At 70.3% G+C, this 12,112-nt stretch carries 8 protein-coding genes; 1 reads left to right on the top strand and 7 read right to left on the bottom strand.

Going from position 1 to position 12,112, the window contains the following annotated elements; genetic code table 11:
• Positions 1–40: 40 nt before the first annotated feature.
• From GD429_RS33455 to GD429_RS33445, 3 genes are read right to left on the bottom strand one after another with little or no spacing between them, the layout of a single operon-like run.
• Positions 41–847, bottom strand: coding sequence for a sulfite exporter TauE/SafE family protein (locus GD429_RS33455; protein ID WP_152863593.1), 807 nt, complete (start codon positions 845–847; stop codon positions 41–43).
• Between the two features lie 18 nt (positions 848–865).
• Entirely contained in the window at positions 866–2,536 is a 1,671-nt protein-coding gene (locus tag GD429_RS33450; RefSeq protein ID WP_152863591.1) for a bifunctional protein tyrosine phosphatase family protein/NAD(P)/FAD-dependent oxidoreductase, read from the bottom strand.
• Between the two features lie 30 nt (positions 2,537–2,566).
• Complete coding sequence (locus tag GD429_RS33445) at positions 2,567–3,451, bottom strand: MBL fold metallo-hydrolase (RefSeq protein WP_174419248.1); 885 nt, start codon at positions 3,449–3,451, stop codon at positions 2,567–2,569.
• A 249-nt stretch (positions 3,452–3,700) separates the two neighbouring features.
• Here GD429_RS33445 and GD429_RS33440 point away from each other — a divergent pair, with 249 nt between their 5' ends.
• A complete protein-coding gene (locus tag GD429_RS33440) occupies positions 3,701–5,125 on the top strand; it encodes a sigma-54 interaction domain-containing protein (RefSeq protein ID WP_152863587.1) in 1,425 nt (474 codons plus the stop codon).
• On the opposite strand, the gene GD429_RS33435 is transcribed toward GD429_RS33440, so the two are convergent.
• The 4 genes from GD429_RS33435 to GD429_RS33420 form a co-directional block, all read right to left on the bottom strand.
• On the bottom strand, positions 5,126–6,154 hold the full coding sequence (locus GD429_RS33435; RefSeq protein ID WP_152863585.1) for a MerR family transcriptional regulator: 1,029 nt from the start codon (positions 6,152–6,154) through the stop codon (positions 5,126–5,128). It abuts the gene before it with no gap.
• A gap of 122 nt (positions 6,155–6,276) precedes the next feature.
• A complete protein-coding gene (locus tag GD429_RS33430; protein WP_152863583.1) occupies positions 6,277–7,842 on the bottom strand; it encodes an efflux transporter outer membrane subunit in 1,566 nt (521 codons plus the stop codon).
• Positions 7,843–7,844: 2 nt separating this feature from the next.
• On the bottom strand, positions 7,845–10,994 hold the full coding sequence (locus tag GD429_RS33425) for an efflux RND transporter permease subunit (RefSeq protein WP_321575071.1): 3,150 nt from the start codon (positions 10,992–10,994) through the stop codon (positions 7,845–7,847).
• Positions 10,991–12,100: an efflux RND transporter periplasmic adaptor subunit gene (locus GD429_RS33420; protein WP_321575070.1), complete on the bottom strand. Its 1,110-nt coding sequence runs from the start codon at positions 12,098–12,100 to the stop codon at positions 10,991–10,993. Before GD429_RS33420 ends, GD429_RS33425 begins: the two co-directional genes overlap by 4 nt.
• Between the last annotated feature and the right edge of the window lie 12 nt (positions 12,101–12,112).

The raw sequence follows: 12,112 nt of genomic DNA, 5'->3' as shown, positions 1-12,112 counted from the left end.
CGGGCGCGGGATCGATTCCGCACCCGGATGCTGAGCCGGCTTATGCGCCGAACGCCGCCTTCGCCAGCAACCCGAGCGCGACGCACACGAGCACCGCCGCGAAGCCGGCCTGCACGTGTCGCGCAGCAAGGTGCCGCGATGCGCCGCGACCGGCGGCCATGCCGAGCGCGGTCGCGACGGTGAACCACAGCGTCACGTCGAGCGGTGCGCGCGTACCCGATACGAGCGTTGCGAACACGCCGCCGGCGCCGACCAGCGCGATCACCATCAGCGACGTCGCGACGATGCCGTGCATCGACACGTTCGTGAACTTGCGCAGCATCGGCACGATCACGAAGCCGCCGCCGACGCCGAGCAACCCCGTCATCAGGCCCGTCACCGCACCGGTCGACGCGAGCGCGACGCCGACCGGCCAGGACCACACGAGACGGCCCGTATCGGGATTCACGCGGCCGATGCACAGCGGTGACGCGTCCGCGTCGACCGGTGCGTGCCGCAGCGCCTGCCGCAGCAGGCGGCCGGCGACGATCAGCATCGTCAGCGCGAACAGCGCGAGCAGCAGGCGCTGCGGCAGCACATGCGCGAGCCGCACGCCGAGCGTGGTCAGCGGCACGCCGGCCACGGCCATCAGCAGCGCCGCGCGATAGCGCACGAGCCCGCGGCGGAAGCCTTCGAGCGCACCGAGCGCGGCACTGCCGGCCACCGCGACGAGCGCGACGGGCGTGGCCTGCTGCATCGGCCAGCTCATGCCGACGACGAGCGCAGGCACCGCGAGAATGCCGCCGCCGGCGCCGGTCAGGCCGAGCACGGCGCCGACGAAGCCGCCGAGTACGAGGGAAATCAGCATGACGTCATCGGGCTCCGGTCAACGCGCGATCGCGGGTTTCGCGAGCCATTCGCGGCCCTTGAGCATCGCCTTCCAGTAGAGCGGCGGCAGCACGCGTTCCTTGAGCAGCCACGCGAGCCGCGACGGGCGCTTGCCGTCGATCAGCCAGGCGGGGAAGGTCGGCGCGACCTTGCCGCCGTACAGGAACTCGGCGAGCACGATCTTGCCGCGCTCGACCGTGAGCGGGCACGAGCCGTAGCCGTCGTATGCGGCGTCGCCGTGCGCGTGGCCGAGCGATGCGAGCAGGTTGTGCGCAACGACGGGCGCCTGCTTGCGGGCGGCCGCGGCCGTCTTCGCATTGGTCGTGTTGGTGGCGTCGCCGAGCGCGTAGATGTCCGGGAAGTGCTTGTGCCGCAGCGTCGCCGGATCGACGTCGATCCAGCCGGCCGCGTCGGCGAGCGGGCTCGATCGCACGAAGTCGGGCGCCTTCTGCGGCGGCACGACGTGGATCATGTCGAACGAACGCACGACGGTTTCGGTGCCGCCGTCCGGCAGCGCGCGCGCGAACGTCGCGCGGCGCGCGGGCCCGTCGATCGCGACGAGGTTATGGCCGAACGACAGCGCGATGTCATAGCTTTTCACGTACTCCATCAGCGCGGGCACGTAGTCGGCCACGCCGAACAGCGCGCCGCCCGCATTCAGGAACTCGACGTTCGCGGCCTCGAGGCGCCCCGAGCGCCGCCAGTGGTCGCACGACAGGTACATCGCCTTTTGCGGCGCGCCCGCGCACTTGATCGGCATCGGCGGCTGCGTGAAGAGCGCGTTGCCGCCGCGGAACGTACGGACGAGCTCCCACGTGTACGGCGCGAGATCGTAGCGGTAGTTCGACGTGACGCCGTTGCGGCCGAGCGTGTCGGCGAGGCCTTCGATCGCGTGCCAGTCGAGCTTGAGCCCCGGGCACACGACGAGCTTGCGGTAGCCGATGCGCCGGCAGCCGTCGAGCACGACCGTGTGCGCGTCGGGCTCGAAGCCCGCGACGGCGGCCTGGATCCGGTGCACGCCGCGCGGCAGCACGTCGGTCATCTGGCGCGCGGTCGTCTCGGGCCGGAACACGCCCGCGCCGACCATCGTCCAGCCAGGCTGGTAGTAGTGGACATCTGCCGGATCGATTACCGCGATGTCGAGCGACGCGTTGCGCGCGAGCAGGCTCGATGCGACCGCGATACCGGCCGCGCCCGCGCCGACGATCACGATGTCGTGCCGCGCGTCGACGGCCGGCGCGGCCTGCCGGCTGCCTTGCGTGACGCGCGACGCGACCGCGCGCAGGTCGTAGCCGGCCGCGTCGGCCGTCGCGACGATGTCGTCCAGCGGACGCAGGCCCGCTTGCGACAGCGCCCACAGCGTGGCCGAGCGCGTGCCGCTGCGGCAGTATGCGAGCACCGGGCCGTCGAGCGATGCGACGAGCGCGCCGAACTGCGCGGCCTGGTCGTCGGTCACCTTGCCCGTATCGACCGGCAGGTAATGCACGTCGATGCCGAGCGGCGCGGCGGCCGCGCGGATCTCGGTGACGGTCGGCTGGTCGGGGCCTTCGCCGTCGGGCCGGTTGCAGACGATCGCGCGGATGCCCGCCGCGTGCAGCGCGGGCAGGTCGGCCGCCGCGATCTGCGGCGAGACCGACAGCGCGTCGGTCAGCTTGCGGATGGTGGTCATGTCGGGGTTCTCGGTTGGGGACGGCGGCGCTCAGATCGCGTCGAGCGGGATCTTCAGGTAGCGCACGCCATTGTTTTCGGGCTCGGGCAGGTGGCCGGCGCGCATGTTGACCTGCACGGACGGCAGCATCAGCACCGGCATGTCGAGCGTCGCATCGCGCGCGGTGCGCATCGCGACGAAATCGTCCTCGGTCACGCCGTCCTTCACGTGCACGTTCGCGCGGCGCTGCTCGGCAACGGTCGTCACGAACTGCACGTCGCGGCCGCCCGGCTGGTAGTCGTGGCACAGGTACAGGCGCGTGTCGGGCGGCAGCGCGAGCACGCGGGAGATCGAGCGGTACAGCGTGCGCGCGTCGCCTCCGGGGAAGTCGCAGCGGGCCGTGCCGTAGTCGGGCATGAACAGCGTGTCGCCGACGAACGCCGCGCGCTGCGTCGCGTCGTCGACGCAGTAGGTCATGCACGCGGGCGTGTGGCCCGGCGTGTGCAGCGCGCGGATCGTCAGCGTGCCGAGCGCGAGCGTGTCGCCGTCGTCGACGAGCCGGTCGAACTGGCGGCCGTCTTCCGCGAAGCCGGGGCCCGCGTTGAACAGCGTGCCGAAGACGTGCTGCACGCGGCGCACGTGCGAACCGATCGCGATCCGGCCGCCGACCCGTGCCTTCAGGTACGGCGCGGCCGACAGGTGGTCGGCATGCACGTGCGTCTCGAGCAGCCAGTGCACGGTCGCGCCGAGTTCGGCGACGCGGGCGATCAGCCGGTCGGCGCTGGCGGTGCGCGTGCGGCCGGATTTCGGGTCGTAGTCGAGCACGCTGTCGACCAGCGCGCACGCGCGGCTCGCCGTATCGAGCAGGAGATAGCTGACGGTGTGGGTCGCCGGGTCGAAAAAGCCTTCGACCGACAGCGTGGGGGCGTTGCTCACGGGGTGTCCTCGATCGGGTTCTGCATTTGCAATCGGGATCTCTAACTCAAGAAGCATGCCAAGCGGCACAGCGGTGCCGGCCGATGGGCCAGAGGCTTGATTTGGCTCGGGTTTTCGGCGTGGCCGTGGCAATGCACGGGCGTTGGCGGTCGCCGGTCGAGCATGTTGACTGCCATATCTGGCAGTGCCGTGGCAGAATTGGCAGTCAGCCTGGCAGTCCGTCCGGCAGAACCGTCACCGAGCGCCCGCATGAATCCGCATGACACCATCCCGATCGTTCCCGTCCCGCGCCGCGATGTCACGCCCGACGTACGCGCGCTCGTCGCGTATCTCGAGCAGGACCCGCAGCCGATGATCGTCGTCGATCCCGACTACCGCATCCTCGCGGCGAACGATGCGTACCGGCGCCAGTTCGGCGTGGCGGGCGTCGAGCACGTGGGCCGGCACTGCTTCCAGGTTTCGCACCACTACGACGTGCCGTGCGACCAGGCCGGCGAGCATTGCCCGATGAAGCAGGCGCTCGAATCGCGCGGGCTGAACCGCGTGCTGCACATCCATCACACGCCGCGCGGCCCCGAGCACGTCGACGTCGAACTGCGGCCGATCTTCGATGCGCACGGCAACGTGATCGCGTATGTCGAGCGGCTGACGACGGTGCGCAGCGCGTCCGCACAGCCGAGCGCGGAAGGGCTGGTCGGCGGCGCCGACGCGTTCAACGCGGCGCTCGGCGCGCTGCAGCGCGTCGCACCGTCGATGTTGCCGGTGCTGCTGCTCGGCGAGTCGGGCACCGGCAAGGAGCTGTTCGCCCGCGCGCTGCACGAGGCGAGCGATCGCGCGATGGGGCCGTTCGTCGTCGTCGATTGCTCGGGGATCGCGGAGACGCTGTTCGAGAGTGAGCTGTTCGGCTATGAGAAAGGCGCGTTCACGGGCGCGAACCAGCGCAAGCCGGGCCTCGTCGAGACGGCGCAAGGCGGCACGCTGTTTCTCGACGAGATCGGCGACGTGCCGCTGCCGATGCAGGTGAAGCTGCTCAGGCTGATCGAGTCGGGCACGTTCCGGCGCGTCGGCGGCGTCGAGGCGCTGCGCGCCGATTTCCGGCTCGTCGCGGCCACGCACAAGCCGCTGCGCGAGATGATCGACGACGGCCGGTTCCGGCAGGACCTCTACTATCGGATCAATGCGTTTCCGATCCCGCTGCCGGCGCTGCGCGAACGGCAGGGCGACGTTACGCTGCTCGCCGAATCGATCCTGCGGCGGATCGCGAACGCGCGCACGAATGTGGGCGATGCGGGCGCGCGGCCGTTCGCGGCCCGGCCGTTCGTGCTGACCGAGCGCGCGCGCGCGTGCCTCGACGCGTATGCGTGGCCGGGCAACATCCGCGAACTGCGCAACGTGCTCGAACGCGCATGCCTGTTCGCGGACGACGGGACGATCCGGGTCGAGCACCTGCCGGCCGAACTCGTCGCGGCATCGGCGGCGCAGCCGGATGGCGCGGGTGCGGCGGGCGCGCTGACGGATGCCGAACTGGCGCGGATCGCCGGCGAATTCACCGGCACGCGCAAGGCGCTGGCCGAGCGCACGGGGATGAGCGAGCGCACGCTGTACCGGCGCTTGAAGGCGCTCGGGCTGGGCACGCGCGGCGGGCAACCCGCGTGCCGCCCGCCACGTGACTGATCAGCGCGCCGGCGCCAACTGCGCCATCGCCTCGCGGATGAAACCGAGCAGCGTATCGTCGATCCACGCGTCCTTCGTCAGCGCCGGCTCGTTCATCATCGCGTGACGGAATTTCGCGTGCGTGGCCGGATCGTGGCCCGCATAGCTGCAGAACAGCTCGAGCCAGCGCTGCGCGAGCGCGCGGCCTTCCGGCGAATCGGGCTTCGCGCCCGCGTCGATCGCGTCGCGCACGTCGCCCATCAGTTGCGGCCATTCCATCGCGCGTTTGCCGTAGTGCGCCCGCATGAAGCGGATCTCGTCCGGCGCGAGGTGCTTCTCGAAGATCCGCATCTTCGTTTCCGAGGCCGCGCGCAGCACATAGTCGCGCAGCGCGGTCGAAATGCCGATCTTCGACTGCATAGCCGGTTCGTGTTCGTGCATCAGGTTCAGCTTCGCGAGCAGCCGCGGGTCGTTGTTCGTGTCGCGCACGAGCATCGTCATCCAGCGGCCGGCGAGCGCACGGGCACGCTCGTCCTCGGGCGGTACGCCCGCGTCGTGCAGCGCACGGACCTCGCCGACGAGCGCGATCCATTCGGCGTCGCCGGCCTGGCTCTTGCGGTACATCGGCATGCGTGCGAGTTCTTCCTCGGAAAAGTATTTGTCGTACACGGTCATCAACTCCAGTGTGGTGAGCCAATCGGCCAGTTCCGGCTCCGTGCCCGCGTCGAGCTGCGCGTGCAGGCTCACGAGCCGCTCGCGCAGCTGCGCGGTTTGCGCGAGCTGGCGGTCGAGCAGCGCGATCTGCTTCGCGACGAGATCGACGAGCGGGGAGCCGGGCTGGTTCAGGTAGTCGCCGATTTCGGTGAGCGACAGTCCGAAGCGACGCAGTGCCTGGATCTGGTGGAGCCGGGCGATGTCGTGGCGGTCGTACAGCCGGTAGCCGTTGTCGGCGCGCGCCGATGGCGTCAGCAGACCGATCGCGTGATAGTGATGAAGCGTGCGGACGGTCAGCCCGCTGCGTTTCGCCAGTTCTCCCACTTTCAGCTGCATTCGTTCCTCCGTTCGGTACGCACACTGGAGTCTCGAACGTTACGCTACGTGAGGGTCAAGCGGAAGATCGGCGATCGGGCGCGCGCGAGGTCGCTCCGCGCGCGCCCGATCGCCGGGCCGGCTTATCGCGGCGAAGGCGCGGTGTCAGGCGTGGCGGCGCGTGCTTCCTTGCCGGTTGCGCTGTCGCCGGCTGCCTTGTCGGTTTTGCCGGCTTTATCGGCTTTGTCGGCCGGCGGCGTGCCCATCGCCTGATAGAGCCGCGCGGTATCCGCGAACCGCGCGCCGGTCGCGCGGATCTCGTCGAGCCGCGCGTTGCGGTACTGCAGCTCGCTGGCGCGCGCGGCCGACGGCGGCAGCGCGCCGAGCCGCACGCGGGCGGCCGCGTCGTCGTATGAGCCGCGCGCGGACAGCGCGGCGCGCGACGATGCGTCGAGCGCCTCCGCATCGTGCTCGAGCGCCGCGAGCGAATCGGCGACGTTCTGGAACGCGCCGAGCACGGCCTGCTTGTACTGGTCGACCGCGGCTTCGTAGGTGGCCTTCGCCGCGCGGCGCTGCGCGAGCAGCGCGCCGCCGTGGAAGATCGGCTGGCTCAGCGACGCGCCGACGTTCCAGATCGCGCCGGCGCCCGACAGCATGGCCGGCCAGCTGAAGCCGCCTTTGCCCATCGCCGCCGACAGCGACAGTTGCGGGAACAGCTGCGCGGTCGCGACGCCCACTTCGGCCGCGGCCGCCTTCAGACCCGCGTCGGCCGCCTGGATGTCCGGGCGGCTTTGCAGCAGGTCCGACGGCACGACGACGGGCACCTGTTCGGGCAGGTGCAGATCGGCGAGCGTGAGATCGGCAGGCGGCCGGTCGGGCGTGCGGCCGACCAGCACCGCGAGCGCATGGCGCGCCGAGTCGCGCTGCTGGCGCAGCGCGGGCAGGCTTGCCGCGAACGTGTCGGCGCTTTGCCGCGCGTTCAGCGCGTCGCTGCGCGACGCCGAGCCGAGCGCGTAGCGGCGTTCGGCGTCGTGCGCCTGGTCGTTCGCGAGTGCGACGAGCCGCTCGGTCGTATCGATCTGCGCGTTGAGCACCGACACCGTGATCGACGCGGTGACGATGTTCGCGGCCAGCGCGCGCCGCGCGGATTCGAGCTGGAACGCACTGACGTCGACGCGTTTCGCGAGCGCGCGGTTCGCGAAGCGGGAGGCGCCGAACAGGTCGATCGTGTAGCTCGCCTGCAGTTGCCCGACGAACGTGTCGTACAGCAGCGTCGGTGCGCCGAGCGCCGGAATCGGCACGCCGAGCGCACGCTGGCGCGTGGCCTGGCCGACCGCGTCGATCGACGGCAGCATCGAGCTGCCGATCTGTCCGCGCAACTGCTCGCGCGCGGCATCCAGCGAATGCGACGCCGCGCCGAGCGTCGGGCTGTTGCGCAGCCCTTCGTCGACGAGCGCGTTCAGCGCATCGGAACGGTACTGTTTCCACCAGTCGGGCACCGGCTGCGCGCCGACTTCGAACTGCTGCACGACGCCTTGCGCGGACACGGTCTGCTGGACTTGCGGCGCGGCGCCGTAATGCGCGGGCGACGGCATCGCGGGCGGCTCGCCGCTCGGCGCGAACCACGCGCAGCCGGCGAGCGGGCCGGCGAGGCTCGCGGCCGCGAGCGCGCGCACGGCTTGGGTTTTCAGGTTCATCGACACATCCATGGTCAGGCTCCCGACGGCGCGGCCGGCGTGCTGCCGTCATGCGGCGGGCCGTCCTGCGGGTCGCGTTCGTCGCGCTTCACGCGGAACCACGTCGCGTACAGCGCGGGCAGGTAGAACAGCGTCAGCACGGTCGCGCTCGTGATGCCGCCCATCAGCGCGGTCGCCATCGGCCCGAAGAAGTTCGAGCGCAGCAGCGGGATCAGCGCGAGCACGGCGGCCGCGGCCGTCAGCGTGATCGGGCGGAAGCGCCGCACCGTCGCGCCGATGATCGCGTCGACGCGGCCGTGGCCGACCGCGATGTCCTGCTCGATCTGGTCGACCAGGATCACCGAGTTGCGCATGATGATCCCGAACATCGCGATCACGCCGAGCATCGCGACGAAGCCGAACGGCTGCCCGAACAGCAGCAGCGTGGCGACCACGCCGATCAGCCCGAGCGGCGCGGTCAGCACGACCATCAGCACGCGCGAGAAGCTCTGCAGCTGGATCATCAGCAGCGTGAACACGGCGATCGCCATCAGCGGCATCTGCGCGTTGATCGAGTTCTGCGCCTTCGCGCTTTCCTCGACCGAGCCGCCGATGTTGATCTGATAGCCGACCGGCAGCTGCGCGCGCAGCGCGTTCAGCTTCGCGTCGACTGCATGCGTGACGTCGATGCCCTGTGCGCCGGCGCGCACGTCCGACTGCACGGTGATGGTCGGCTGGCGGTCGCGTTCCCAAACGACGCCGTATTCGAGCGTCGGCTCGAAGCGGCCGAGCGAGCCGAGCGGCACCGGGCCGTTCGGCGTCGGCAGCGCGAGGCCCGCGAGCTTCGCCGGATCGACGCGGTCGGCCTGCGGCGCGCGCAGGTCAACCGCGATCAACTTGTCGCGCTCGCGGTACTGCGTGACCGTCGTGCCGGACAGCGTCATCGCGAGGAAGCTCGACACGTCCTGCGACGTCACGTTCAGTTCGCGCGCCTTCTTCTGGTCGATCTCGAAGCGCACCGAGCGCTCGGCCGGCTCGTCCCAGTCGAACTGCACGTTGACCGTGCGCGCATCGCCGCGCATCGTCGCCGCGACCTTCTCGGCGATCGAGCGGACCGTCGCGATGCTGTCGCCGCTCACGCGGAACTGCACCGGATAGCCGACCGGCGGGCCGTTCTCGAGCCGCGACAGCCGCCAGCGCACGGCCGGGAACTTGTCGCGCAGCGTGGTTTCGAGCCAGGTCGCGAGCTTCTCGCGATCCTCGACCGATTTCGCGGTGATCACGAACTGCGCGAAGTTCGGCAGTTGCAGCTGCTGGTCGAGCGGCAGGTAGAAGCGCGGCGCGCCGCTGCCGACGAAGTTCACCGAATGATCGATCTCGGGGCGCTTGTCGATCGCCTTCTCGAGGCGTTCGGTTTCGCGCAGCGTCGCCGCGAACGACGCGCCCTCGGGCAGCCGCAGGTCGACCAGCAGCTCGGGCCGGTCGGAGCTCGGGAAGAACTGCTGCGGCACCAGCGAGAAGCCCATCAGCGACACGACGAACAGGGCGCCCGTGATCAGCAGCACGACGAAGCGCCGCTCGATGCACCAGTCGACCCAGCCGCGCAGCCGCCGGTAGAAGCGGGTGTCGTAGATGTCGTGCTCGTGGTCGTCGGGCAGGTGCGCTTCGTGCGCCTGCCGCTTGCGCTCGGGCAGCATGTGGAAGCCGAGCAGCGGGATCAGCACGACGGCCGCGAACCACGATGCGATCAGCGCGATCGCCGACACCTCGAAGATCGAGCGCGTGTATTCGCCGGTGCTCGATTTCGCGAGCGCGATCGGCAGGAAGCCGGACACCGTGACGAGCGTGCCCGTCAGCATCGGGAACGCGGTGCTGGTGTACGCGAACGCGGCGGCGCGCGCGCGGCTGTAGCCCTGTTCGAGCTTCACGGCCATCATCTCGACCGCGATGATCGCGTCGTCGACGAGCAGCCCGAGCGCGAGCACGAGCGTGCCGAGCGACACCTTGTGCAGCCCGATGTCGAACAGGTACATGAACAGGGCCGTGACCGCGAGCACGACCGGAATCGAGATCACGACGACCATCCCGGTGCGCAGGCCGAGCGACACGAGGCTCACGACCAGCACGATCGCGATGGCTTCGGCGACTGCCTCGAGGAAGTCGTCGACCGAATGCGCGACCGCGTGCGGCATGCTCGACACCTCGACCAGCTTGAGGCCGGCCGGCAGGCGCGCCTGCAGGTCCTTCGATTCGGCGTCGAGCGCCTTGCCGAGCCGGATCACGTCGCCGCCCGGCTGCATCGTGACGCCGATGCCGAGCACGGCCTTGCCGGCCGCGCGCATCTGCGTGACCGTCGGATCGTCGTAGCCGCGCTTCACCGTCGCGAGATCGCCGAGCCGGAACGTGCGGCCGTTGATGCGGATCAGCGTATCGGCGATCGCATTGACATTGTCGAACTGGCCGCTCGGCCGCACGAACACGCGATCGTCGGCGGTCGTCAGCACGCCGGCCGACGAGATGTCGTTCTGCGCGTTGATCGCCTGCCCGAGCTGCTGCGGCGAGATGCCGAGGCGCGTGAGCTGCGCGTTGTTCACCTCGATGAAGATCCGCTGGTCGGGGTCGCCGAAGTAGTCGACCTTGCCGACGCCCGGCACGCGCAGCAGCACGGTGCGCAACTGGTCCGCGTAGTCGTGCAGCTGCGCGGGCGTGAAGCCGTCGCCTTCGAGCGTCCAGATGTTGGTGTAGACGTCGCCGAATTCGTCGTTGAAGAACGGGCCCTGCACGCCGGGCGGCAGCGTGTAGCCGATGTCGCCGACCTTCTTGCGGATCTGGTACCAGGTCTCGGGCACGTCCTTCACGGGCGCCGAATCCTTCATCGTGAAGAAGATCAGCGATTCGCCGGGGCGCGAATAGCTGCGCAGGAAGTCGATGGCCGGCGTTTCCTGCAGCTTGCGGCCGATCCGGTCGGTCACCTGTTCCTGCACCTGCCGCGCGGTCGCGCCGGGCCAGAACGTGCGGATCACCATCACGCGGAACGTGAACGGCGGGTCTTCGGACTGCGCGAGCCGCGTGTACGCGAGGATACCCGCGAGCGTCGCGAGCGCGATCAGGTAGACGACGAGCGCCTGGTGGCGCAGCGCCCACGCCGACAGGTTGAACCGGCCTTCTTCGCGGGAGGTGCTCACGATGCGAAGTCCTCAGGATGCAGCGGCGCGATCGGGCGCACCTTCTCGCCCGCGCTGACCGTATGCACGCCCTGCAGCACGACGCGCTCGCCCGGCTGAAGCCCGTGCGACACGGTGACGGTGCGCTCGTTGAAGCGCGCGACGTCGACGCGGCGCAATTCGAGCGTGTCGTCCTTCGTGCGCACGACCCACACGGCCGGCTGCGCGCCGTCGTGGAACAGCGCGGTCGCGGGCAGCGTGATCGGCTGCGCGTCGCCGGCGGCCGGCGTGCCGTCGAGCGCGACGTTCGCGGTCATCCCGAGGCGGATCGCCGGATCGGGCGCGGCGAGCGTGAGCTTCACGCGATACGTGCGGCTTTGCGGATCGGCGGCCGGCGCGACTTCGCGCACCTTCGCGGCGAACTGGCGGCCCGGCAGCGACGGCAGCGTGACGGTCGCTGCATGGCCGGGCGCGAGCGACGCGAGCGCGGCCTCGGGCACGTCGCTGACGACGTCGACGTCGCCGGACCACGCGAGCTGGTAGACGGCCTGGCCGGCCGACACGTTCTGGCCGGTGTCGGCCTGTTCGGCGGTGATGTAGCCCGCATGATCGGCGACGAGCGTCGCATAGCGGAGCTGGTTCTTCGCGAGCGCGAGCTGCTGCTGAGCCTGGTCGCGCTGCGCGAGCGCCGACGTGTAGCTGTTCTGGGTCTGCTCGAGCTGTGCGGTCGCGATCAGGTTTTCATGCGCCTGCGCGCGATCGCGGTCGAGCTGCTGCTTCGCGAACGCGAGGGTGTGCGTCGCGGCATCGAGCTGCGCCTGCGCGCTCGCGGCGCTTTTCTCGACGTCGGACGGATCGAGCAGCGCGACGACCTGGCCGACCTTGACCGTATCGCCGAGCCGAACCTTGCGCTCGACGATCTTGCCGGCGATGCGGAACGACAGCGGCGTCGCGTAGCGCGGCTGGATTTCGCCGGGGAGCGTGCGCGCGACCGCGGCGCCATCGGCGTGCGCGGGCAGCGCGACGACGGGGCGCGGCGCGGGTGGCGCGGATTCTTTCGAATGACAGGCGGCGACGAAGAGCGCGACGCCGATCAGCAGCGCAGCGCGGGAACCGGAGCGATTCACGAAACCCCCAGG

Origin of the sequence: Burkholderia sp. BE17, from assembly GCF_009362305.1 — a bacterium.
Lineage (GTDB): Bacteria > Pseudomonadota > Gammaproteobacteria > Burkholderiales > Burkholderiaceae > Burkholderia > Burkholderia pyrrocinia_C.
Note: the sequence above shows the minus strand (reverse complement) of the source record. Positions and strands in the feature narration are given on the sequence as shown.

What these genes read in the sequence shown, in the direction of transcription:
- GD429_RS33455 (WP_152863593.1), bottom strand. Translation starts at nt 847, where the DNA reads ATGCTGATTTCCCTCGTACTCGGCGGCTTCGTCGGCGCCGTGCTCGGC.
- GD429_RS33450 (WP_152863591.1), bottom strand. Translation starts at nt 2,536, where the DNA reads ATGACCACCATCCGCAAGCTGACCGACGCGCTGTCGGTCTCGCCGCAG.
- GD429_RS33440 (WP_152863587.1), top strand. Translation starts at nt 3,701, where the DNA reads ATGAATCCGCATGACACCATCCCGATCGTTCCCGTCCCGCGCCGCGAT.
- GD429_RS33435 (WP_152863585.1), bottom strand. Translation starts at nt 6,154, where the DNA reads ATGCAGCTGAAAGTGGGAGAACTGGCGAAACGCAGCGGGCTGACCGTC.
- GD429_RS33430 (WP_152863583.1), bottom strand. Translation starts at nt 7,842, where the DNA reads ATGGATGTGTCGATGAACCTGAAAACCCAAGCCGTGCGCGCGCTCGCG.